Annotated in this window: 23 protein-coding genes and 2 tRNA genes; 23 read left to right on the top strand and 2 right to left on the bottom strand. The window is 56.1% G+C overall.

Features of this window, described 5'->3' with window-relative positions:
- The first annotated feature begins 27 nt into the window (after positions 1 to 27).
- The 7 genes from K8V32_RS03885 to K8V32_RS03855 all read left to right on the top strand — a co-directional run bounded on the left by K8V32_RS03885 (position 28) and on the right by K8V32_RS03855 (position 6062).
- On the top strand, positions 28 to 1155 hold the full coding sequence (locus K8V32_RS03885) for a branched-chain amino acid aminotransferase (RefSeq protein ID WP_303903167.1): 1128 nt from the start codon (positions 28 to 30) through the stop codon (positions 1153 to 1155).
- Between the two features lie 33 nt (positions 1156 to 1188).
- The gene (locus K8V32_RS03880; protein WP_303903157.1) at positions 1189 to 1962 is read left to right on the top strand and encodes a fumarylacetoacetate hydrolase family protein; all 774 of its coding nucleotides are present in this window, start codon (positions 1189 to 1191) and stop codon (positions 1960 to 1962) included.
- A gap of 61 nt (positions 1963 to 2023) precedes the next feature.
- The gene (gltX, locus tag K8V32_RS03875; protein ID WP_303903154.1) at positions 2024 to 3535 is read left to right on the top strand and encodes a glutamate--tRNA ligase; all 1512 of its coding nucleotides are present in this window, start codon (positions 2024 to 2026) and stop codon (positions 3533 to 3535) included.
- Positions 3529 to 4248, top strand: coding sequence for an HAD family hydrolase (locus K8V32_RS03870; RefSeq protein ID WP_303903163.1), 720 nt, complete (start codon positions 3529 to 3531; stop codon positions 4246 to 4248). Before gltX ends, K8V32_RS03870 begins: the two co-directional genes overlap by 7 nt.
- Positions 4249 to 4289: 41 nt before the next feature.
- Positions 4290 to 4361 (top strand) — tRNA-Gln (locus tag K8V32_RS03865).
- Between the two features lie 42 nt (positions 4362 to 4403).
- A tRNA-Glu gene (locus tag K8V32_RS03860) sits at positions 4404 to 4476 on the top strand.
- Between the two features lie 596 nt (positions 4477 to 5072).
- A complete protein-coding gene (locus K8V32_RS03855; protein ID WP_303903152.1) occupies positions 5073 to 6062 on the top strand; it encodes a thiamine-phosphate kinase in 990 nt (329 codons plus the stop codon).
- Here the strand turns inward: K8V32_RS03855 and K8V32_RS03850 are convergent.
- The gene (locus K8V32_RS03850; RefSeq protein WP_303903148.1) at positions 6059 to 6775 is read right to left on the bottom strand and encodes an IclR family transcriptional regulator; all 717 of its coding nucleotides are present in this window, start codon (positions 6773 to 6775) and stop codon (positions 6059 to 6061) included. The two genes, K8V32_RS03855 and K8V32_RS03850, sit on opposite strands and share 4 nt — an antisense overlap.
- A 155-nt stretch (positions 6776 to 6930) precedes the next feature.
- Here K8V32_RS03850 and leuC point away from each other — a divergent pair, with 155 nt between their 5' ends.
- The 6 genes from leuC (at position 6931) to K8V32_RS03820 (ending at position 13367) form a co-directional block, all read left to right on the top strand.
- Positions 6931 to 8379 (top strand): 3-isopropylmalate dehydratase large subunit, encoded by a 1449-nt coding sequence (gene leuC, locus K8V32_RS03845; RefSeq protein ID WP_303903145.1) that lies wholly within the window; start codon positions 6931 to 6933, stop codon positions 8377 to 8379.
- A gap of 39 nt (positions 8380 to 8418) precedes the next feature.
- A complete protein-coding gene (gene leuD, locus K8V32_RS03840) occupies positions 8419 to 9027 on the top strand; it encodes a 3-isopropylmalate dehydratase small subunit (protein WP_303903160.1) in 609 nt (202 codons plus the stop codon).
- 101 nt (positions 9028 to 9128) lie between these two features.
- Complete coding sequence (gene murA / locus K8V32_RS03835) at positions 9129 to 10457, top strand: UDP-N-acetylglucosamine 1-carboxyvinyltransferase (RefSeq protein WP_303903142.1); 1329 nt, start codon at positions 9129 to 9131, stop codon at positions 10455 to 10457.
- Between the two features lie 19 nt (positions 10458 to 10476).
- Entirely contained in the window at positions 10477 to 11184 is a 708-nt protein-coding gene (locus K8V32_RS03830) for a lysophospholipid acyltransferase family protein (protein ID WP_303903139.1), read from the top strand.
- Between the two features lie 9 nt (positions 11185 to 11193).
- Positions 11194 to 12228: an NAD(P)H-dependent glycerol-3-phosphate dehydrogenase gene (locus K8V32_RS03825; protein ID WP_303903136.1), complete on the top strand. Its 1035-nt coding sequence runs from the start codon at positions 11194 to 11196 to the stop codon at positions 12226 to 12228.
- Positions 12225 to 13367 carry a D-alanine--D-alanine ligase family protein gene (locus K8V32_RS03820; protein ID WP_303903133.1) on the top strand — a complete coding sequence of 381 codons (1143 nt, stop codon included), beginning with the start codon at positions 12225 to 12227 and terminating at the stop codon, positions 13365 to 13367. The genes K8V32_RS03825 and K8V32_RS03820 overlap by 4 nt, the downstream gene beginning before the upstream one ends.
- A 7-nt stretch (positions 13368 to 13374) precedes the next feature.
- On the opposite strand, the gene K8V32_RS03815 is transcribed toward K8V32_RS03820, so the two are convergent.
- Positions 13375 to 13914: a DUF3515 family protein gene (locus K8V32_RS03815; protein ID WP_303903130.1), complete on the bottom strand. Its 540-nt coding sequence runs from the start codon at positions 13912 to 13914 to the stop codon at positions 13375 to 13377.
- A gap of 166 nt (positions 13915 to 14080) precedes the next feature.
- Here K8V32_RS03815 and K8V32_RS03810 point away from each other — a divergent pair, with 166 nt between their 5' ends.
- The 10 genes from K8V32_RS03810 to K8V32_RS03765 all read left to right on the top strand — a co-directional run.
- The gene (locus K8V32_RS03810; protein WP_303903127.1) at positions 14081 to 15157 is read left to right on the top strand and encodes a DAK2 domain-containing protein; all 1077 of its coding nucleotides are present in this window, start codon (positions 14081 to 14083) and stop codon (positions 15155 to 15157) included.
- A complete protein-coding gene (locus tag K8V32_RS03805) occupies positions 15157 to 17355 on the top strand; it encodes an ATP-dependent DNA helicase RecG (RefSeq protein WP_303903124.1) in 2199 nt (732 codons plus the stop codon). Before K8V32_RS03810 ends, K8V32_RS03805 begins: the two co-directional genes overlap by 1 nt.
- A gap of 3 nt (positions 17356 to 17358) precedes the next feature.
- Positions 17359 to 17928 (top strand): RsmD family RNA methyltransferase, encoded by a 570-nt coding sequence (locus tag K8V32_RS03800; protein WP_303903121.1) that lies wholly within the window; start codon positions 17359 to 17361, stop codon positions 17926 to 17928.
- 64 nt (positions 17929 to 17992) lie between these two features.
- Entirely contained in the window at positions 17993 to 18463 is a 471-nt protein-coding gene (coaD, locus tag K8V32_RS03795) for a pantetheine-phosphate adenylyltransferase (protein ID WP_043055766.1), read from the top strand.
- A 206-nt stretch (positions 18464 to 18669) separates the two neighbouring features.
- Positions 18670 to 19281 (top strand): YceD family protein, encoded by a 612-nt coding sequence (locus tag K8V32_RS03790; RefSeq protein WP_303903116.1) that lies wholly within the window; start codon positions 18670 to 18672, stop codon positions 19279 to 19281.
- Positions 19282 to 19283: 2 nt separating this feature from the next.
- Positions 19284 to 19487 carry a 50S ribosomal protein L32 gene (gene rpmF, locus K8V32_RS03785; RefSeq protein ID WP_043055764.1) on the top strand — a complete coding sequence of 68 codons (204 nt, stop codon included), beginning with the start codon at positions 19284 to 19286 and terminating at the stop codon, positions 19485 to 19487.
- A 1-nt stretch (position 19488) separates the two neighbouring features.
- Positions 19489 to 20214, top strand: a complete 726-nt coding sequence (rnc, locus tag K8V32_RS03780) for a ribonuclease III (RefSeq protein WP_303903109.1) — start codon at positions 19489 to 19491, stop codon at positions 20212 to 20214.
- Positions 20215 to 21114, top strand: a complete 900-nt coding sequence (gene mutM, locus K8V32_RS03775) for a bifunctional DNA-formamidopyrimidine glycosylase/DNA-(apurinic or apyrimidinic site) lyase (RefSeq protein ID WP_303903106.1) — start codon at positions 20215 to 20217, stop codon at positions 21112 to 21114.
- 66 nt (positions 21115 to 21180) lie between these two features.
- Positions 21181 to 22275: an LCP family protein gene (locus K8V32_RS03770; protein WP_303903105.1), complete on the top strand. Its 1095-nt coding sequence runs from the start codon at positions 21181 to 21183 to the stop codon at positions 22273 to 22275.
- Positions 22275 to 24238: glycosyltransferase family 4 protein (locus tag K8V32_RS03765; protein ID WP_303903102.1), on the top strand; the 1964-nt coding region annotated here is incomplete at its 3' end. The genes K8V32_RS03770 and K8V32_RS03765, both read left to right, overlap by 1 nt.

The raw sequence follows: 24238 nt of genomic DNA, 5'->3' as shown, positions 1-24238 counted from the left end.
CCGGCAGGGCCGGCAGAAAGGTCAATCATGGAATTTCAGTACCAAGCCAATCCGAATCCACTGACAGAGGCAGACCGCGCGAAAGTGCTAGCCGATCCAGGATTTGGGCAGTACTTCACCGATCATATGGTGACCATTGAATGGACCGCCGATGTCGAAGGCCAAAACAAAGCATTTGAGGCCGGTGAATACCTCAACATGGTCGGGAACTGGTCCAATGCTCGTATTGAACCATTCGGTCCACTGTCGCTGAGCCCTGCGGCTGCCGTGCTGCATTACGCCCAGGAAATCTTTGAAGGTCTCAAAGCCTACCGCCACGATGATGGCTCCGTCTGGACGTTCCGCCCATATAAGAATGCAGCGCGCATGAACCGATCGGCCCACCGTATGGCCATGCCGCAGCTACCAGAAGAAGCCTTCGTCAAAGCACTAGAAGAGCTTCTGGTTCGCGACAGCGCATGGGTGCCCAACGGTGAAGGCCAATCGTTGTACTTACGTCCGTTTATGATCGCCACCGAGGAATTCCTCGGTGTCCGCCCGGCGCGCAAGTTCAACTTCCACGTGATTGCCTCACCGGCAGGCAACTACTTTGGTGGCGAACTAAAACCAGTCAGCATCTGGGTCTCACGCGACTTTGCCCGTGCCGGTGAAGGTGGAACCGGTGCCGCCAAATTCGGTGGCAATTACGCCGCCTCCCTGGCCGCCCAGCTCCAAGGCGCATCCCGTGGCCACGACCAGGTCATCTTCCTGGATCGCAGCCCTGAGGATTCACTGGAAGAACTCGGGGGCATGAACGTCTTCTTTGTCACCAAAGACAATAAACTTATCACCCCGAAGCTGACCGGAACCATTCTGGAAGGCATTACCCGCGATTCGATCCTGCAACTGGGTCAAGACGAAGGCCTAGACGTCCAAGAACGCAGCATCACCTTCAAAGAATGGAAAGACGGCGTGGCCTCTGGCGACATCCAAGAAGTCTTTGCCTGCGGTACCGCTGCCGTAATCACCCCCATCGGCCAGGTAGCTGACCGCGAAGAAGTTCACACCACCCCATCCACCGACTTCCCGGTTGCCACCGCCCTGCGCAATCGACTGGTCGGTATTCAGACCGGTCACGAAAAAGACACTTACGGTTGGATGCACCGCCTAGCCTAAGTCGCCATACGCTGAGATAGGGGAGAAGATACCTTGCGCATTGCACGTTTTGTTCACCGTGATGATTTCCACTACGGGGTGGTCGAAAATGACACGATCACCGTGTTAGCCAATGACCCAATGTATGCCGGCATTGTGCCCACAACACAGACCCTGAAATTCGACGACGTGCGCCTGGTGACCCCGATCCTGCCGCGCTCCAAAGTGGTTGGTGTAGGCCGTAACTGGCAGGCCCACGCCGAGGAACTCGGCAACGAGGTACCCACCTCACCACTGCTGTTCTTCAAACCCAATACCTCCGTGGTGGGCACGGACGAACCAGTCATGCTGCCCGATTGGACTGAAGAAGTCTCCTACGAGGCAGAACTGGCCGTTATCATTGGCCGTATTGCCAAAGATGTGCCAATTGACCGGGTAGATGAAGTCATCTTTGGCTACACCGTAGGCAATGATCTCACAGCACGCGACGTTCAGCGCGTCGAGGACCAGTGGGCGCGCGCCAAAGGTTTCGACGGATCGTGCCCGTTAGGCCCGTGGATCGAAACCGAACTGGACCCTGATAATGTGCAAATCCGCTCCTGGGTTGACGGCGAGCTGCGCCAGAATGGCAACACCCAGGACATGATCTTTGATGTGCGCACCCTGGTGTCGTACATCTCCGAGGCCTTCACCCTGCTCCCCGGCGACGTCATCCTAACCGGCACCCCTGCCGGTGTGGGCACCATCTACGACGGACAAACCGTGGAATGTGAAATCCAAGACATTGGCACACTATCAACTACTGTGCGCCGTCCCACGGTTGGCTAACCGCTAGAAACACGGTCACGCGGACACAGGTGGAGAACAAGGCGCGCTACACTTGGCAATCATGAGCGAGCTTCGTAATCCTGACGATATTCCAGCTGTCCCAGCCGATGCCGAGGTGCGGGTGCGCTTTGCGCCCTCACCAACCGGCACTCCGCACGTTGGACTGATCCGTACCGCCCTATTCAACTGGGGCTGGGCCCGCCACACCGGCGGCAAAATGATCTTCCGTGTTGAAGACACCGACGCCAAACGAGACTCCGAAGAGTCCTACCAGCAACTCCTCGATGCCATGGACTGGATGGGCATCACCTGGGACGAAGGGGTCGAAGTCGGCGGACCACACGAACCATACCGCCAGTCCCAACGCGGTGAGATCTACCAGGACGTCATCCAAAAACTTAAAGACGGCGGATTCATCTACCCGTCGTTCACCACCGCAGAAGAAACCGAAGCACGCCACAAAGCCGCCGGACGCGACATAAAACTCGGCTACGACGGCTACGACCGTCACCTGACCGAAGAACAAATCGCAGCCTTTGAAGCCGAAGGTCGCCAGCCCGTCTGGCGTCTGCGTATGCCAGACCACGACCTCTCCTTTAACGACACGGTGCGTGGCCCCATCACCTTCAGCGCTGGTTCGGTTGCCGACTTCGTTGTGGTCCGTGCCGACGGCTCCCCGCTATACACCCTGGTCAACCCAGTGGACGACGCACTGATGGGAGTCACCCACGTGCTGCGTGGTGAAGACCTCTTGTCCTCGACCCCACGTCAGATCGCCCTGTACGGCGCGCTGTATGCGATCGGTGTCGCCAAGTACCAGCCAGAATTTGGTCACCTGCCCTATGTGATGGGGCAGGGCAATAAGAAACTTTCCAAGCGCGACCCACAATCCAGTCTCTTTCACCACCGCGAAAATGGCTTCATTCGTGAAGGCCTACTGAACTACTTGGCCCTGCTGGGCTGGTCGCTGTCGGCCGACGAAGATATCTTCACGCCGGATGAGTTCGTGGCACACTTCGACATTCACAACGTGCTGGCCAATCCGGCGCGTTTTGATGAGAAAAAGGCCATCGCGATCAACGGTACCCACATCCGCAAGCTGGAAGCCCAGGACTTCCGGGATCGTCTCATCCCATACCTGCAAGACCGTGACCTGGTCGGCGAGCAGCTCACCGAGCGGGAACACGAGATCCTCACCCAGGCCGCACCACTTGTTCAAGAACGCGTCCACCTGCTGGGCGAAGCCGCAGACATGCTAGCCTTCCTGTTCACCGATACCGTGGAAATCGAACAGGGCGCTATGAAGGGTATGCCACAAAACCTGGTGGAGGTCCTCACTGCTGCCGAGAACGTACTGGCCGATCTGGAAACCTGGGATCTGGAATCCATCGAAAGCGCCCTGCGTAGCGCACTGATCGATGAGCTGGAATTGAAACCACGCCATGCCTTTGGACCGGTCCGTACCGCCGTCTCCGGACGTCGGGTGTCCCCGCCATTATTCGAATCACTGGTTATCCTGGGACGCGAAAAAGCCATAGAACGCATCAGTCAATTTAAGGCAACACAATCTTAGTCCAATCAGTTTTATTCGATGTCGATGACACCCTGGTCAACCTGACCGGAGCACAGCACATTGCCTTCCGGCAACAGCTGACCACCCAGTTCGGTGACCGGGTGTCGTCACATCCTGCCATGGCTGTGGCCGCGGAAGCCTTTGTCCATGACCCAAAGGACTACTACAACTCCTATATCAACGGGAAGTTGAGTTTCGGCGAGCAACGCATGGCTCGCGTCGTCGACGCGATGGAGATCCTGCAACTTGACGGTGAACCGGACGAAGAACTCTGGATCGTGGGCTACGAGGACATCGTCTCACAACACTGGAAGCCCTTTGACGACGTTCCACCGCTATTAGAGAGCCTGACGGATCGTGGGATTGCTTACGGTGCCGCCACCAATAACGTCACGGACTATCAGGCACACAAACTCGAACAAGCTGGACTACCCTTCGACCTGGTGATCGGGACAGATGTGACTGGTAAACCCAAGCCGCACGCGTCGATGTTTCTAGAAGGTGCTCGGCAGCTGGGCACCGACCCACAAAACACGTTGATGATCGGCGACGACGTTATCAACGACGGTCTGGGAGCCCGGAATGCCGGACTCATTTCACTACTGGTCGACCGCGATAATACGCGGACAAATCCGGAACGAGTGTATAAAGTGGCGTCGCTCAGTGATGTTCTGCACATTCCCTCCCTGTGTTTTGACAACAGGGAAATTTAGGGTAAAGTTGTCTCTCGTTGCGCACGCCGCAGCGAAGCCAATGGGGTATGGTGTAATTGGCAACACAACGGTTTCTGGTACCGTCATTCTAGGTTCGAGTCCTGGTACCCCAGCGATTTCTTTGAAAAGAAATTACCTGCTGCCTCTGGTGGCATGGCCCCATCGTATAGCGGCCTAGTACGCCGCCCTCTCACGGCGGTAGCACGGGTTCGAATCCCGTTGGGGTCACAATATAGACGACATGCATTATCGCGATGCATGTCGTTTTTGTATCTGCTGATTCTCATTCGTTGTGCGCACTGCCCCTAGAGGTAAAGTTATCCTCAAACCGTATAAGCATCGACGTCACGGGACATTCTCGAGGTATTCCCAGACAAGCGCTTCGTGCTGCCACATATAGGGGGTAAAATACGGGCCTGAGTGCGACCTTCGGGGAGGTGTGATGCACAAGCATTTCACAACTTTCTCAACAGTAGGTATCGCACGCCGTACTTGCGATACCTACAGTATCTGTCCGAGGATATCCCGCTTATATGTTATCCACGACGAACGAGCTTGGTATCTAGCTCATGGTTGCGACAAACCCCAGGATCATCCGGTGTCGCGAGAAGCTGATTAACGCAACGCACCACTTCTACTCTCAACATGCCCGGTCACCGGCTGGTCATGCAACAGCCACAGTCCCACATCCACTAGTGACGAGCGCTCCAGCTCAGTCACCGTATCCAGGCTGATGCAGGTGGGATCTAACGTGTCACCATTGAGTTCTTTGACGCAGCGTGCCAGCAACTACCTGCACAACAAGGTTGAGTACCCTAGAACACATGCGTTTATCACCGGAGCACCACACCACCGTCGGAGAACTCGGCGAGGCCGGCATCCTACAGCTACTGCATACCAGCTATCAGGGCCTCACCACCGGTGAGGGCGTGATCGGACCAGGCGACGACGCCGCCGTCATCCCCGCACCCGGCGGCAAATTCGTCATCGCCACCGACGCCATGAACGAAGGCCATCATTTCTTACGCGACTGGCCCTCGGGCGTTACCGACAATGGGTATTCCACCGGCTGGAAACTTGCCGCACAAAACCTCTCTGATATGAACGCCATGGGTGCGGTGACTTCATCTGTCAGTGTGTCTTTAGCCATGCCAACCACCACGCCTGCAGCGTGGGTGTTCCATTTTGGCCGGGGAATTGCCAATGCCTGCCATTGGCTGGGTGCACCACAGACGGTGATCTCGGGCGGAGATCTCACCCGGGCCGACACGCTCGCCACAGCGATCACCGCAACCGCCAACCTTGTGGCTGATCCGGTGCTGCGAACCGCCTCCGAGGATCTGGCAGGCTTTCAGCTGATTCATACCGGCAATGTGGGAATGTCTCACGCCGGATTTATGGTCGCATCCCAGGGGGACCGCAACCAGCTGCGACGCGATGAGCTCCAAGCGCTGCGCCTCTTCCTGCGCCCACGTCCGCCACTAGACCAAGGACCACAGGTAGCTGGAATCGTCTCGGCAATGATGGACGTCTCCGACAGCATTTATACTGACGCCGACCGGCTAGCAACAGCCAATAACCTGTATGCCCACATCGATCCAGACTGGGTGGCACACAAATCCGCACGGGTGCAATCAATAGCCGATCGCTATGACGCCGATGCGACCCAATGGGTGCTTACCGGGGGAGAGGATTACGGACTCTTAGCTGTGCTGAATCCCGAACGTGACCTGCCAGCAGGATGGGAGATCATTGGCCAATTGACTAATGAACCCCAACAGCGCCCTGAGATCACCGGCTGGGATCACTTCTAGCCCTCGTACTCGATGATCTTGCTCAGCCGATTGGCTGCAGTGACGACTGTGGAGCCGTGGTAGCGGCCAGGATTGCGGGTGAGACGTTCCACCGGTCCAGAAATTGAGATCGCAGCAATGACCGGGCCCTGCCCATTGCGCACCGGAGCAGACACGGAAGCCACCCCGGCTTCGCGCTCGCCGACCGATTGCGCCCAGCCGCGACGACGCACCGAAGCCAGGGTCGCAGAAGAAAATGCCGCCTCTTGGAGGCCACCGGCCAGTGAGAGGTGATCCTGCCAGGCGAGCAACACCTGAGCAGCCGAGCCTGCCTTCATCGAAAACTCGGTTCCCACCGGGATCGAGTCACGCAGGCCGATGGGCCGTTCAACCGAGGCCACACAGACGCGGCTTTGGCCGTAGGCGCGGAAGATCTGAGCGGACTCTCCGGTGGTTTCTCGCAACCAGTTCAACACTGGCTCGGCCAGGGTTGTCAAACGATCTGTGCCAGCGGCGGTGGCGAGCTCACTGAGGCGTTTGCCTAAGACATAGCGTGACATTTCATCCCGGGCGACAATGCGGTGATGAATCAGTGCGGCAGCCAGCCGGTGCACCGTGGGCCGGGCAATACCGGTCGCCTCCACTAATTCCAACAGCGTGGCGGGTCCTTCCTCGAGCCGCGTGAGAATTTTTATCGAGCGATCAATCACTCCAACACCTGATGGATTGTCCATGCCGGCACCTCAGCCAATCTGCCAAATAGTTCAAACTATGATATCGTCGTCTCATCTATTGAGACACACTTGACGTCTCCTTGGCAAATTATTCCTTCAAGTGCGAGATTAACAGCACGAGGACTTTTTGATCGGAAGAAAGTAGGAACACCTCCATGAGTACGCCACGAACTTTGGCAGAAAAAGTGTGGGCAGACCACATTGTCGTTGAAGGAGAAAAACAGGGCGACGTCCAGACCCCTGACCTGCTCTACATCGACCTACACATGGTGCATGAGGTAACTTCCCCGCAGGCCTTTGAAGGTCTGCGTTTGGCTGGCCGCCCCGTGCGCCGCCCCGATCTAACCATTGGCGTTGAAGACCACAACGTCCCAACCATGAACATCAACGAGATGATCGCCGAACCAACCTCACGCAAACAGGTTGACGCACTGCGAACCAATGCCGAAGAATTTGGCATTCGCTTGCATTCGCTGGGTGACGCAGAACAGGGCATCGTGCACGTTGTTGGTCCACAGCTCGGGTTGACCCAACCAGGGACCACCGTTGTATGTGGAGACTCGCATACCTCCACTCACGGGGCCTTCGGTGCACTGGCCTTTGGCATTGGCACCTCAGAAGTAGAACACGTGTTAGCCACCCAAACGCTGCCGATGATGCCATTTAAAACCATGGCCATCAATGTCACCGGTACGCTGAAACCAGGAGTTTCCTCCAAGGACATTATCTTGGCTGTGATCGCCAAGATCGGTACCGGTGGTGGTCAGGGGTACGTGCTGGAATACCGCGGCGAGGCTATCGAAGCGCTGTCGATGGAAGCGCGCATGACGATCTGTAACATGTCCATCGAAGCAGGTGCGCGCGCCGGCATGATCGCACCGGATGAAACCACCTTCGAATACCTCAAGGGTCGCCCACACTCGCCCCAAGGTCAGGACTGGGACGACGCCGTAGAGTACTGGAAGTCCCTGCGCACCGATGATGGTGCACAATTCGACGCGGAGATCACCATCGACGCCGATGAACTGGAACCATTCGTTACTTGGGGCACCAACCCTGGCCAGGGGGTATTCCTGTCAGAAACGGTACCTGGACCAGAAGATTTCGATGATCCATCGGATAAGACTGCTGCAGAACGTGCACTGGAATACATGGGCTTGGAAGCCGGTACCCCGATGAAAGATATCACCGTCGATACGGTGTTCTTGGGTTCGTGCACTAATGCCCGTATCGAAGACTTACGCATGGCAGCCGCTGTCATTCAGGGCCGCGAAAAAGCCGAAAACGTTCGCATGATGGTCGTGCCCGGTTCGATGCAGGTCCGTTTGCAGGCCGAAGAAGAAGGCCTGGATAAAATCTTCAAGGAATTTGGCGCAGACTGGCGTTTTGCGGGCTGCTCGATGTGCTTGGGGATGAACCCGGACCAACTGGAGCCAGGCGAACGCGCCGCCTCGACCTCGAACCGCAACTTCGAAGGTCGCCAGGGTAAAGGTGGTCGCACCCACCTAGTCTCCCCGGTGGTCGCAGCTGCCACCGCGGTGCGCGGTACGCTGTCGTCCCCATCGGACCTGGGCATCACCGACTACATCGTTGCACCGAACTAACCTGCACCCACGATACGAAAGAGGCACAATTCTATGTCATTGGAAAAATTCGTAACGCACACAGGTGTGGGCGTTCCACTTCGCGCATCCAACGTTGATACCGACCAGATCATCCCGGCACACTTCCTCAAACGCATCACCAAGACCGGTTTTGACGACGCGTTGTTCTCCCGCTGGCGTAACGATGAAGATTTCATTTTGAATAAAGAACCGTACTCCCAGGGCACTGTGTTAGTTGCCGGCCCGGATTTTGGTACCGGGTCTTCCCGTGAGCACGCGGTCTGGGCGCTGCGCGACTATGGTTTCAAAGCGGTTATCTCAGCTCGCTTCGGTGATATTTTCCGTTCCAACTCCGGCAAACAGGGTTTGGTGGCTGCCCAAGTCGACCAGGCAGATGTCGAAGTCATCTGGAAAGAACTGGAAAATAATCCGGGTGCTGAAATTACGGTGGACCTGGAAAATCGACTGATTGAATGTGGATCAATTTCGACCCGTTTCCAGATTGACGACTACACCCGCTGGCGGCTGATGGAAGGACTCGACGACATCGGTCTGACCCTGCGAAACGAAGCAGAGATCACCGAGTTTGAAAAGACCCGGCCAAGCTTCAAACCCAAAACGCTCCCGGCCAAACTTTCAGAGGTTTAGGCTTCGTCGCTTACAATGTAGAGCGTTGCCAACAATTTGAGCGCACCACCGGTGGTTTGCGAGCAACCTCGTGTTACGAGGTATGGAGGGTAGAAGCATATATGTCTAACGTGTTGACCATTCACGGAGGAAAACCTCTCAAGGGGTCAGTGGCCGTGCGCGGTGCCAAAAACCTGGTTCCCAAAGCGATGGTCGCCGCCTTACTTGGCTCCAAACCATCGGTGATCCGCAATGTCCCAGAAATCAAGGACGTCGAAGTCGTGACCGGGTTGCTCCGGTTACACGGGGTCATTGTTGAGCACAACCAAGAGGCCGGCGAGATTTACATGGATCCATCCGGGCTCAAAACCGCCAATAATGCGGAAATTGATGCTTTTGCCGGAGACTCACGCATCCCGATTCTCTTTTGTGGTCCGCTAATGCACACCATTGGTGGCGCATTTATTCCCGACCTCGGGGGGTGCAAAATTGGTGACCGTCCCATCGATTACCACCTGGATGTCCTGCGTCAATTTGGTGCAGAAGTCTCCAAAGAACCCGGCGGAACCTATATTCGTGCCCCGTACCGTCTGACCGGCGCCAAACTTGAGTTGCCTTACCCGTCAGTGGGAGCAACCGAACAAGTGCTGCTGACGGCAGTGAAAGCTGATGGTATCACTGAGCTCAAAGGCGCCGCCGTGGAACCAGAGATCCATGATCTGATCCACGTGCTGCAAAAAATGGGTGCGATCATCACCGTTCAGACAGACCGGACCATCCGTATTGAAGGCGTTCCAGAACTGGGAGGCTATAACCACACCGCGCTCAACGACCGCAACGAAACCGCGTCATGGGCCACCGCGGCCCTGGTCACTAACGGCGATATCTACGTTGAAGGAGCAACTCAGCGTGATCTGACCGCGTTTTTGAACGTCTACCGCAAAATCGGTGGGGAATTTGAAGTATCCGATGGTGGCATCCGATTCTGGCGTGGGGGAGCAGACCTCAACCCGCTCGTGCTAGAAACCGATGTGCACCCAGGGTTTATGACCGACTGGCAACAACCATTGGTCGTGGCGCTCACCCAGGCCGAAGGCGTGTCCATCGTGCACGAGACCGTGTACGAAAACCGCTTTGGTTTCACCGACGCGCTGATTCGCATGGGCGCCTCTATCCAATTGCACCGCGAATGCCTGGGGTCGGTGCCGTGCCGTTTCGGCCAGCGTAACTTCTTGCACTCAGCTGTGATCTCCGGTCCAGCAGAACTGACCGGAACCGACTTCACCATTCCTGATTTGCGAGGTGGGTTCTCCCACGTTCTGGCAGCACTGGCTGCCAAGGGAACCTCACGCGCCACCGGTATTGACGTCATCAATCGCGGATACGAGAAGTTCTTCGAAAAACTCGAAGGCCTCGGCGCAGATATCGAAATCCCTATCAAAGTTAAATAACTCCTGGAGACCTCTCTCAGTGTCCTACTCTCTGGGGCAGCGTGCCGTCTACGCAACCGCGGCATCTATCGTGCTGCCCATGAACATAATGCTGATGCGGCGCGACTGGCAGGGCCAAGAAAACCTGCCCGAAAGCGGCATGATCCTGGCAGCAAACCACATCTCACATCTCGACCCGCTCTATGTGGCACACATGGTGTACTCGTCGGGGCGCATCCCGCACTTCTTGGCTAAAAAGGAACTCTTTGAGGCCCCGGTGATCGGCAAAGCGCTCACCTGGATGCAACAGATCCCGGTGGATCGTGCCGGACGCAGCATTGATTCGTTGAAAATGGCCGAAGAAGTGCTGGCCGAACACGGCGTGATTATTATCTATCCGGAAGGCACGACCACCAAAGACCCGGATATGTGGCCCATGGTTGGTAGGCTCGGTATGATCCGTCTGGCACTGTCCACTGGCGCACCGGTGATCCCGGTCGGACAATGGGGTGTCCACGAGACCCTCCCCAAAGGGGCGAAGCTTCCCAAAGTCTTCCCGCGGCACACCTCCGCCATCCGGGTAGGCACGGAATCCGACCTTGACTGGTTGCGTACCATGGAGCATGCCACAACCAAGGATCTGGCCGCAGCCACCGAACAGGTTATGGGAGAAATCACCGACCTGATGGCCCCGCTGCGCGGCGGAACCCCACCAGACACCCGCTACAACCCGGCACAAAAACGCTAAGGAGTCCCGATGACCACCGATGACGTAACTGTGGCAATCCTTGGTGCTGGGTCGTGGGGGACGACATTTGCCAAAGTTTTAGCCGACGCCGCAACCGAACGCGACGAAGCCATCGATATTCGCTTATGGGCACGCCGCCAAGAAATCGTCGAAGACATCAACACCAACCACCTCAACAGTGAATACCTCGACGACCTTCAACTCCCCGGATCCATCACCGCAACCGGTGACGCCGTAGCGGCCGTCACCGGGGCCGAGCTGGTTGTCGTAGCCGTCCCAGCACAACAGGCTCGCCAGACAATCGCCGACGTCGCTGAACACATCGACTCCGACGCCATCCTGGTCTCACTGATCAAAGGCTTAGAACGTTCCACCCAGGCGACGATGTCCAAAGTCTTTGCCGAAGAGCTCAACCTGCCGCCCGAACAATTCGTGGTCGTCTCAGGCCCAAACCTGGCCAAAGAAATCGCACGCCAAGAACCCACCGCCACCGTAGTGGCTTGTGAATACGAGCCAACCGCCGAATGGGTTGCGGCCATGACCGCCTCCTCCTACTTCCGCCCGTATCGCAACACCGATGTCGTGGGTGTAGAAATCGGCGGCGTCGTCAAAAACATTATCGCCCTGGCCGTTGGTCTTACCGATGGACAAGGTTTTGGTGATAATTCCAAAGCCTCGATCATTACCCGCGGACTGACCGAAACCACCCGACTGGCATCCGCACTCGGCGCCCACCCCGATACCCTTGCTGGATTAGCCGGGCTGGGGGACCTCGTGGCCACCTGTGCCTCCCCGCTGTCGCGCAACCGCACCGCAGGCAAGCTCTACGGACAAGGCCACACCACCGATGAAGTCGTAGCCCAAATGCGCCAGACCGCAGAAGGTATTAAATCCGTCAGCGCCGTCGTGGCGCTGGCACACTCGGTCGGTATCGAAATGCCAATCTCTGAAGCCGTCAACGCCGTAGTCAACGGCACCATCGAAATCACCGACATCGCCCAGCTGCTGCTCGGCCGTGATCTGAAACCGGAGGCACGACTGTGACCAAAAATGTTCTTATTCTCTTTGGCGGTCAATCCCCAGAACACCCCGTGTCCATTGTGACCGCCGTGGGTGTTCTCAACGCGCTGGACCGCAACCACTACCATCCCATTCCGGTGGGCATCAACCACCATGGCGACTGGGTATTAGCCGGTACACACCAACCTGATGACGCCGACTGGTCGGTGGCAACACTGATCAACGAACACCCGGTGGAAACCACACACACCACCGCGCTGTCCGACGAGCTACCCGAAGTCCCCGCCACCGACACACCGGTGGCACTGCGCTCGGTCAACTCCGCAACCCAGCTGATCGACGTCAAAGGCAACGTGATAGCCGATATCGACGTCGCCTTCCCACTACTACACGGTCCCAACGGTGAAGACGGCACAGTTCAGGGCCTATTTGAAACGCTCAACCTGCCCTACGTCGGCGCCGGGGTGCTGGCTTCTGCTGTGGGGATGGATAAACACTTCATGAAGATCGCCTTCCGCCACGCCGGTCTGCGTGTCGGCCCCTGGGTTACCGTGACCAATGCCGACTGGCACGCAAACCGTAGCGCGGTGTTACAAGACATCGCCAAACTCGAGCTGCCATTATTTGTCAAACCCGCACGCGGTGGCTCCTCGCTGGGCATCACCCGCATCACCATGCTCTCCGAATTAGAACAAGCCATCGAACACGCCCGCCAATACGACACCAAGGTCGTCGTTGAACAAGGCATCCTGGGTCGTGAAATTGAATGCGGTGTACTCGATGGCCTCAACGGTGCCACACCCAAAGCATCCTATCCGGGCGAAATCGTGGTGACCGACGACGATCAAGACGTCCAGTTCTACGACTTCGCCTCAAAATACCAATCTGAGCACAGCGCTGAACTGTCCTGCCCGGCAGAACTCGACGACGACGTCACCGAGCTTGTCCGCTCCCAAGCCGTCACCGCATTCCAAGCCGTGGATGCATCGGGGTTATCCCGCGTAGACTTTTTCTACACCCATGACAACGAGTTAATCATCAACGAAATTAACACGATGCCCGGATTCACCCCGATCTCGATGTACCCACAAATGTGGCAGCGCACCGGCATCGACTACCCGGAACTCATCGACACCCTACTTGTCCTAGCCCAACAAGAATAGTCCAACCTCACTGCTCTGCCTGTGGGGCAACACCCTCAGGAATACGATCATCCAGGTCATCCACACCCGGAATAACTTCGGCATCGGCCGGATCGGTGCACCCACCCTCGGCCGGAATCCGTGCGACCGCATTGCCAATGTCCACCATGATCGACGACGAGGAAACCCGCTCACCATCAAAGAGCACTTCCATAGCCGGTTCGCGTCCATAGGTGGTAATCCGCCAATTGCTGCCCTCTTCGCGAACAACCCAATCCACCCCATTGGCACCAACACACTCATCAGTGGTTGGGCCTGGCACCTCGACGCCACAACGGAACACTGCCACCACAGGATCCCCCCAGGCCGCCGTCGACTGCGAATCAGTCCGACGCCGCTCATGCCCGGCAATCTCCTCGGGCATGGCCACCATGGCCTCAGCACACAGCGGATCCGTGGCATCCGGGGCAACCTCAATACCGGCAACAAGAGATGTACAAGCCGTAAGACCCAGACCAGCAACGGAGGCCAGTGCGACACCACGGATGACACGAGATATTTTCGACATACCACTAACACTAGAACACTCACCCACCAGCTCCCGGCAGTTTTCGCCCCTGGCGGCTGTCAAGAAAGATAGCCTCTCGTACTGCGCGCCCACGTGACAGCAGCCAAGCGCGATACTATGGTTGCAGGTGACGTAGACCTCGAATGGGTCCTACACGAAATGAACCATGATGACTGAAGTAACGCAACAACCACCAAGTACCAGTGCTCAACATGACCACGGGTCAGCCAAGCTTATCTTCAATTGGTTAAAGCTTGCCGAATCAGCCCTCGGCAACAACTCCGACCGGCTCAACGCGATCAATATTTTTCCCGTTCCCGACGGCGATACCGGCTCTAACCTCTATCACACCGTGGCAGCCGCCACCCGTGCCCTTGAGGATGTCGATGCCAACGCCAGCGCTGGCATAGCCCTAACAACAGCAGCAACCGCCGCCCTGGACCATGCCCAAGGCAATTCCGGAACCCTGATCGCGGTGATGCTCAACGCGCTAGCCGAACCCCTTTCCAAAGCCACCCGGCTGACCGCACCACTGCTGGCCCTTGGCCTACAGCGTGCCAGTGCCGCCGCCTGGGCCGCCCTGTCGGACCCCCAGGAAGGCACCATGCTGACCATCCTGGATACCGCTGCTGCCACGGCCGCAAACTTCCGGGCCTCCATAACCCAACAGCCCGAAGACCAACAGAACTCGCGCAAAACCCTGGGCCAAATGACCTCGCGCATTGTGGAAACCGTGTGGTTGGCGGTTGAAGAAACCGAAAACCAGCTGGCCGAACTCTCTCAAGCCCAGGTCGTTGACGCCGGCGCCACCGGCCTGCTCTTAGTCTTTGACGCCCTGCGCGCCACCGTCCAAGGCGAATCCTTAGACCCAGAAATCCTCGAATCCATCCACGGCTTCCACGTCGCCCACCCACACGTCCACCAGGACATGCAGGTCGCCGAAGCCTATGAGGTCATGTGCTCCCTGCAGCTGACCCCACTGGACGCCGCCACCCTGCGCATTGGACTCAACGAAGTCGGCAACTCGGTGATCATGAGCCCGATCAACACCGTCGAAGACGATAACGGCACCATCCGCTGGCGCGTCCACGTCCACGTAGCAGAACCCGATGACGCCATGAAACTCATCCGCCCACTGGGCGAGACCGAAAACCTGGCCATCACCCCGCTGCACGCCGGCAACACCACCGTCGACGCCAAGTGCCACCCCGTCACAGAAGCAACCACAGAAGCCCCCAAGTAGTGGACCCCTTCAACCAGCCGCTTGCCCCGTTGCTCGGAAACAAAACCGCCGAGCACTTAGCAAAGCACCTTGGGATCACCACCACCGGCCAAGCTCTGAATTACTTCCCACGCCGCTACATCGAACGCGGCGAACTGACCCCCATCGTCCAACTCCCACTGGGGGAGCAGGTCACCGTCATCGCCCGAGTGCTCACGGCCAGAAAGCGTCCAATGCGAGCCCGAAAAGGCTTCCTGGTCGATGTCACTGTCACAGACGAAGCCGCCGACACAGCCCTCCCCGGTACCCTGTCCATGGCATTTTTCAACGGCTGGGCCGCCAAAGACCAACTCACCCCCGGCACCCTGGCCATGTTCCACGGCAAAACCTCCACCTACCGTGGGCAACTGACCCTGACCAACCCCGACTTCACCGTCCTACCCGAAGAACACGAACACTCGCACACCGATCTGGCGCCCATCCCCGTCTACCCGGCAAAATCCAACGTACCCTCCTGGACCATCCGGTCTGCCATCGAACTGGTCCTGGACGCCATCAACTGGGCGGCCATCAGCGACCCGGTGCCCCAAGACTTCCTCACAGACCTCAACCAGAACCTGCCAGCCCTCACGGTGGCGTATCAACACATCCACCGCCCGGATAACCTCAGTCAGGCCGCTGCTGCCCGACGACGCTTTGCAGCCCAGGAAGCCCTCATCCTCCAAACGCTGCTTGCGCGACGCCGCCTGCGCCATCGGACAACCATCCCGGCCACCGCATATCTGCCCGTTGACAACGGCATTCTGGCCCATCTAGACGCACAACTGCCATTCGAACTCACCGCTGGCCAGCAAGAAGCCGGCGCCGAGATCGCAGCCGAACTGCACTCCGAACACCCGATGTCACGCCTACTGCAAGGGGAAGTCGGCTCAGGCAAAACCCTGGTCGCCCTGCGTGCCATGGCACAGGTGGTCGATGCCGGAGCACAGGCCGTGCTGGTCGCCCCAACCGAGGTCCTAGCCGGACAACACTACCGATCCATCACCAACACGCTGGGCCCACTGGCCACCGCCGGGCAACTCACCTCCTGGCAAGGCCCCTCCACCGAAGTTGTCCTCCTGACCGGATCGATGAGCACCGGACAAAAACAACAAGCCCTCCTGAAAATCACCACCGGCCAGGCCGGTATCGTCATCGCAACCCACGCCATCTTCTCCGATAACGTACACTTTGCCGACCTCGGACTCGTGGTCATTGATGAACAGCACCGCTTTGGCGTCGATCAGCGCGAAGCCCTGCGCCAAGCCAACCCCGGAGTACACATGCTGGTCATGACCGCCACCCCGATCCCACGCTCCGTGGCCATGACCGTCTTCGGCGACCTGGATGTCACCGTGCTGTCTGGACTACCCTCCGGACGCAAACCGGTCACCACCTATCTGGCACGCATGGCCCACGGCCCCCGGATCATCCAGCGCGTGTGGGAAATCATAGCCGAAGAAATCGCCGCCGGACGCCAAGCCTTTGTGGTCTGCCCCAAAATCGATCCCTCCGACACCGCAAGTCATGACGACGCCGACGACCTCTCCTCAGATGCGCACGCAGCCAACGTGGTCGAAATTACCGAAACCCTACGCAATATCCCCGTCTTCGCCAGTGCTACGATTGACAGCCTGCACGGCCGCCAAGACCAACAAACCCAAGACGAGATCATGGGAGAGTTCGTGGCCCGCCAAATTGACATCCTCGTGGCCACCACCATCATCGAAGTTGGGGTGGATGTCCCCAATGCCACCGTCATGGCGATTCTGGATCCCGAATACTTTGGATTATCCACCCTGCACCAACTCCGCGGGCGCGTTGGACGTGGCGAAGCTGCTGCCCGATGCTTCTTGGCCACCCGGCTACCAGACCACCACCCCTCGTTAGATCGCCTGGCCATTATTGAGTCCACAGAGGATGGCTTTGAGATCGCCAAAGCCGATGTGCAACAGCGCGGTGAAGGCGACGTGCTTGGCGCAGCCCAGCACGGCTATGCTAGCCAGCTGAAAGTCCTGCGGGTCATCCAGCATGCCGAACTCATCAACGACGCCGCAAACTGGGTCAACCAAGCGCTCAACATCGATGAGAAGCTTTCGGCCTATCCGCAACTTGTGGCTGCCGTAGAAGCCTGGGAATCTGCTCACGAAGAATCATCCGACTACCTCGAGAAGAACTAAACAATGTCAAAGATTGTCGCCGGACAAGCTGGGGGACTGCCCCTAAAATCTGTGCCCGGAACAAATACCCGGCCCACAACCGAACGCACCAAAGAAGCTATCTTCTCCTGGCTGGATTCTCGAGACTGGATTGCCGGCAACGCGGTGCTGGATCTCTACACAGGCTCTGGTGGATTGGCTGTTGAAGCGGCCTCGCGGGGAGCCACCAAGGTGACCGGTGTCGACAACGCCCGGACAGCCGTACTGGTCGCTGAAGCAAACGCTGCCATAGTCAATAAGGCAGTAGGCCAACAGATCGTGGACATCAACCACATGCCGGTTCAACGCTTCTTGCAGATGACCCCGGAATCCAGTTGGGATGTCATTCTGGCAGATCCGCCCTATGACATCGACGAAGAACAACTGCTGGGAACCATCACCCAAGCATTCCGCGCCCTGATGGATGATGGCCTGTTCGTGCTCGAGCGGGCAGCAAAATCTGATGAACCACAATGGCCCAGTGACACCTACGTGGTTGATGCCAGACGATATGGCGAAGCCAAGGTCTACTTCGTGCGAAGAACAGGCTACTAATTATTTGCGTAACGTCGGTGTTCGAACATAGCAGGCGAAATTGTTATGGACTACATTGACACATATGCAACGTGCAGTATGCCCCGGTTCATTTGACCCCGTCCACAATGGCCACATCGAAATCATCATCAGAGCCGCCTCGCTTTTTGACGAAGTAGTTGTTGCTGTATCGAATAATCCGGCAAAGACCTACCGGTTCAGCCTGCAGGAACGTATGGACATGATTACCGAGACCGTTCGGGCCATCCAAGGTGTCACCGTGATACCAATGGGCAGCGGACTCATCGCCGATTTTGCACGCGAACACGGCGCCCAAGCCCTGGTCAAAGGGGTACGTAACTCGGGAGATCTCCAATACGAGATGCCCATGGCCACCTTCAATCGTCACCTCTCAGGCGTTGAGACCGTATTCCTGCCAGCCGATGCTCGTTACCAACACGTCTCCTCGACGCTCGTCAAAGAGATCGTTGGGTTCAAAGGGGATATCTCGGAATTCATTCCATACGCTGTCGCCCAGCGCTTTGGTCTGAAATAGGCTTCTTGAGCGAGTTTTAGGTATCTTGGAATAATCAGAAAAGCATCGGCGTTGTATTCCTTGGTTGCCAATTTTGTCCTGACTTCATTTTGGACTAGAGTTACTGGCTGGCCTTGACTGAATTTTAGTGATGCTAATTATTCATTCATCCGGTCTAACCGGTAACATAATAGACTCGTTATTTGAGCAACCAGGAGGTGCAGCTCATGTCAGAAATTAGTATTCAATCAGGAGTTACACCTCCTGATAAAACAAAACCATGGGTTCTGTCGATTACTGATCTCATCGATGCACCAGGTGCTTCCGAACAAGTTGAAGTATCCTGGCCGGCCCCAGCTGAACTCTCAGTTCCACTTCTGGGAATTGAACGAGACTCAGCAATGCAGGTGGATATTCGCCTCGATTCAGTCCATGAAGGCATTTTGGTCTCGGGGACCGTGGAGGGCACACTGACAGGTCAGTGCTCCCGGTGTCTAGACCCCATTACCGAAACCGTCACCATTGACATCCAAGAACTGTTCCAATTCGAGCATGATCCGATGCTTGAATCAGACGAACAACATCTCGTGGAACACGGCTTGATCAATATTGAGCCAATTATGCGTGATGCCCTGGTAACCTCATTACCGTTCCAACCTCGGTGTTCACCAGACTGTGAAGGTCTCTGTGATCAGTGCGGAGTCCGACTCGAAGATGCCGGCCCCGATCACCACCACGAACAGCTAGACCCACGTTGGGCTGCATTGGCTGATTTTGCTTCGGGTAATGTAAACGAAGAAACTTCATCTGAAAATTCAGAGCAACAAGAAAAGAGATAACTGTGGCTGTACCAAAGCGGAAAATGTCCCGTTCCAACACGCGCTCACGCCGTGCACAATGGAAAGCGACCGCACCTAAACTTGTCAAGGTCGTTGAAAACGGCAAAGTAGAATACCGTCTGCCACACCAGGCACACGTCGTATCCGACTCAGCTGGCACCCCACTATTCATGGAATACAAGGGCCGCAAAGTCGCAGACATCTAAAGTGACCAACTCAGCACATTCCAAGCCCAATATCTCGTGGGCCGCTGAGAACACAATAGAACACTTATCGAAGCATCTCGGCGTCAGCTTTGACCCCGAGATGCTTCGTCTTGCTTTAACACACCGGTCATACGCGTTTGAACATGACGGGTTACCCACCAATGAGCGACTTGAGTTTCTCGGCGATGCAGTGCTCGGGGTTCTTGTAACCGATTACCTGTACAAAACGTTTAGCGATGAAGCGGAAAACGAACTTGCTAAAAAGCGCGCTTCGATCGTCTCCACATTCGCACTAGCCTACGTCGCACGTGGAATAGATCTTGGGTCCTACATCTTCCTAGGTGCAGGGGAAATTCGTACGCACGGTGGCAATAAGGATTCGATCCTGGCAGACACATTCGAAGCACTGATCGGTGCGACATATCTGCACGCCGGATTTGATGGTGCATGGACCATCGTTAAACAGCACGTCATTCCATTGCTAGACAACGAGCACATCATGGGAGCCGGGAAAGACTGGAAAACCCAAGTGCAAATCGCCGTGGACAAAAAAGGTCTTGGCCCCATCGAATATCGGATCGAAGGGACCGGACCAGACCACGATCGCACCTTTCGCGCAACCTTGGTTGTCGGTGGTAAGACCTACGCAACCGCTCAAGCAAAAACGAAAAAAGATGCAGAACGCCTGGCCGCCTGGCACAGCCTGAGTGACATTGAACAACCCTAAATGCCTGAACTACCTGAAGTTGAAGTCGTCCGACGTGGTGTACAACAGTGGGCTAGTACTGCTCACGTTACCGCCGTTGAAATCTTGGACCAACGCAGCCTGCGTCGCCACGTCGATGGTCCAGAGGATTTTATTTTTCGTCTCGTCGGCCAACGACTTGGAGCCAGCCATCGACGAGGCAAGTATCTGTGGATCGCACTTGATGAGGGCTATAGAGCGATAGTCATTCATCTTGGCATGTCTGGCCAAGTTCTCGTGTCTGACCCTGACATCACTGATCCGAAGCATCTGAAAATTCGCATCACGATCTGTCGAGACGATGACATACAAGAACTACGGTTCGTCGATCAACGAATTTTCGGTGGCCTATATATCGACACGCTGTTACCCGCAGAGGATCATCCCGAAGAACTCATTCCAGAGACCGTGGCACATATTGGGCGAGATCCATTGGACCCACTCTTTAGCGCCGAAGCCATCTTCCGGCAGCTTCGCAAGAGAAAATCCAGTCTCAAGCGTGCGCTGCTTGATCAAACAGTTTCTTCTGGAATCGGCAACATTTACGCAGACGAAGCATTATTTCGTGCCCGACTGCATTATGCCAGACCAACTGAGACTTTGACACGTAATGAAGTATCCAGGGTTTATACAGCTGCTGAACAGGTCATGCGTTTAGCCTTATCGCAGGGCGGTACCTCTTTCGACGCTTTATATGTGAACGTCAATGGAGAATCGGGCTACTTTGATCGTTCATTAAACGTCTATGGGAGAGCGGGCAAACCGTGCCTGGTCTGTCGTGAAAACGGCAATGACACGCTCATTGTGCGTCAGAAATTCATGAACCGGTCGTCGCATTATTGTCCGAAATGTCAACCCGTACCGCGCCGTGCGCGGTGGTAAAAACGTCTATACTCGTCCATAACAGATTTATAACCACGCATCCGATCAGAAAGAAGCTGCCTGCATATGCGCCAACCGCCAGCACCAAAGCGTGTCGGCCGCGTTCGCTTACCTCGGCGCGGTGCAGCCCTGTCTATTATTTGTTCAGTGGGCCTCGTAATGGGTTCGACTGCTTTTGCGGCCTCACAGTTCACTACCCAATTGGCAGATGATTTTGATACCAACCGGGAAGTTGTGGAGACGGGTATCAACCAGGATACTGCTGCATTCGACGATGGGGAAATGAACATCCTGGTCTTAGGATCAGATGCGCGGGAGGACGAAGAGGCCGAAGAGCAACGTTCTGACACCATGATGCTAGTACATGTTCCAGAATCACGCGAAGAAATGTACGTGATGTCGATTATGCGCGACCTGTGGGTTGAGGTCCCTGATGTGGGCATGTCCAAGATTAACTCTGCACAGACCTATGGTGGTTACCCACTGACGATTAAAACCATCGAAGGTCTCACCGGAGCAGAGATTGACCACTTGGTGGTCATTGATTTCGATGGCTTCCGAGACCTCACAACTGCACTTGGTGGGGTAGAGATCGATAATGATATGGCATTCTCTGCTGGCCAGGTCAACCCCAGCTACTACCCAGAAGGAAAAATTCGGTTAGAGGGCACCGACGCCCTACGCTTTGTTCGAGAACGTAAAGCCTTTATCGATGGGGACTACCAGAGAGTGAAGAACCAACAGAAGTTCCTAACAGGTATCGCCACTAGCGTTCTCGACTCCGCCACGTTAACGAACCCCACGAAGATCTCCGGTATGGTCAGTGCTTTCACCCCGTACCTCACCGTGGATGAGTCGCTCGATGCAGAAACGCTCGTCAATTACGGTCTGTCCATGAACAAGCTACGACCTTCGGCCATCACGAGCTTCACCATCCCGAATAGCGGAACTGGGACAACCCCTGGGGGCGCATCGGTGGTATGGCCTGACGAAGAAAGCTTGGCAGAGATGCGCACAGCCATGGATGAGGGCACGATGGCACAATTCGTTGAAGAGCTTGAATCGCGTCTCGAAGAAGAACGTACTGAAGGTACTGGTGAACCTAGCGAGGAAGCCCCGCTGGAAGAAGAGCCTATTATCCCGGAAGATGCAGTTCTGTAGTGAATCGACGCTTACTGCTCGTTACCCATTCATATACTCCTGAATCGACTGCACCACAACGTCGATGGAAGAAGTTCTTAGCAGGACTGGCTGCTGTCGGATGGAATGTTGAAGTCTTAACACCTCCGGCTGACTCTCGGTGTGTTGATCTCACGCAAGATGGGGAACCACATCTGCGGATCCGTCGTACACCCGACGTTGGATTTCTGCCGGATAGTAGAGGCGGTAGATTAGCCAAAGCAGTAGTCCACGCTGTGATGTCAGTGCCTCTTTCTGTACTTTCAGACGCGGATATTGTTGTTGCCACGGTGCCTGCACTACCCAATCTTGTAGCGGGCAGAGTCATTGCCTGGGTGAAACGTGTTCCGTTCGTGGTTGAGATGCGTGACGCATGGCCTGATTTGATCTTTGAATCTGAAACGGGCGGAAAAGTCTTCGGCACATTAGTTGCCGAGGCCATCACTCGCATTCAACGTTCTTCCGATCAACTAATCGCCGTTACTCGGGGCTTTGCCGCAACCTTAGAGCAACGTAATATGCCACCGGTTGAAGTTATTTTCAATAGCCGCAAAACAGACAACATTCCTCTGCTGCCAGCGCGTGATCGTAACGCTGGTGAACTCAATGTGTTGTATCTGGGTAATCATGGTGAATCCCAGCAGTTAGAACTTCTAATTAAAGCCGCAAAAATAGCACGCGCCGAAAATCCGAATATTCGTGTCCGGTTCGTGGGCGATGGCACACAGAAACCCGCCCTGCAGGATCTGAACGAATCACTGGATAATCCTGTAGAAATGTTGGAACCAACTTTCGGGCACGAAACAATTGAGCAATACCAATGGGCGGATACGTGCATGGTGAGTCTACGATCCGATTGGGCAAGCTTTGCTCATACGGTGCCTTCAAAGACCTACGAGCTGCTATCTTATGGCAAGCACATCACCGGAATCGTCTGTGGTGAGGCCGCGGAAATATTGAGGGAGTCTGGCACGCACGCGGTTGTGCAAGATAACCTCCAGTCACTTGCTAACACCTGGCTAGAATTGGCTCAAGATCCATATTCGACTCCTGTACAGGAAACGGGCCCCACCTGGGTGGCTGAACATGCCTCGGATACGGCGCAAATAATGAAATTGGATTCAGTCTTGAAACGAAAACTGCCACCAAAACCAACGACGAATTTCCTCAAACGATCCTCAACAGCAGCGTCAATCTCGGCTACGGCTGCGTTAGAGCACCTAAAAAATAATCGAGCGCTATTCGGCCTACTGGTCCTGCGTCGTTTGCCGCAGCGACTGCGTGAACCAATAGCTACAGCCGCATCGAACGTCAACGGTGGACCACTCGACACGGTGTCCGCCGTTGGTAAGGCAGTGTTGGGCCGAACCGATGAACTTAAATCACAGGCGCGATCGTTGCTTGGCAAACGTGGCAGCGACCGGAAAATCATCGACTACGCTCGAGTCTTTATTGCTCTTGGCGACCTGGAGACTGCTGAGTGGTTGCTTGATCGAGTGCGACCGAATACCCGGGGCCTTGTTGCGGCACGCGCTTGGGTGTCATGGACCCGCGGGGATATGGAACGGTCCGTAGAACTCTTGAAGACCGCTCAGCGGGAACGAAAAACGGTAGAACGTTGGAGATCTGAACTCCACAGTTTCCAAGGTGCAATGCCGCATCTGCGTTCGGTAGACGATTATCAGCCGAGAAATGAGCGAGTCTTACATGTCCTGACGAACTCGCTGCCGCATACGCCCTCTGGCTATGCTCAGCGTTCACATTCCATCATGCTGGCGCTGGAAGAGCTCGGATGGGATCTGTCGGCAGTCACGAGAATCGGTTGGCCCATCACCACCGGGGCGCTGCTAGCTGACTCTCAGGATTTCGTCGACGGTATCGCGTATCAGCGGCTATTACCGCAACAATTAGAGACACACTTCAGTGAGAGACTGCAGCAAAATGC

It is taken from the genome of Enteractinococcus helveticum, assembly GCF_020742345.1.
Classification (GTDB): Bacteria; Actinomycetota; Actinomycetes; order Actinomycetales; family Micrococcaceae; genus Yaniella; species Yaniella helvetica_A.
Note: the sequence above shows the minus strand (reverse complement) of the source record. Positions and strands in the feature narration are given on the sequence as shown.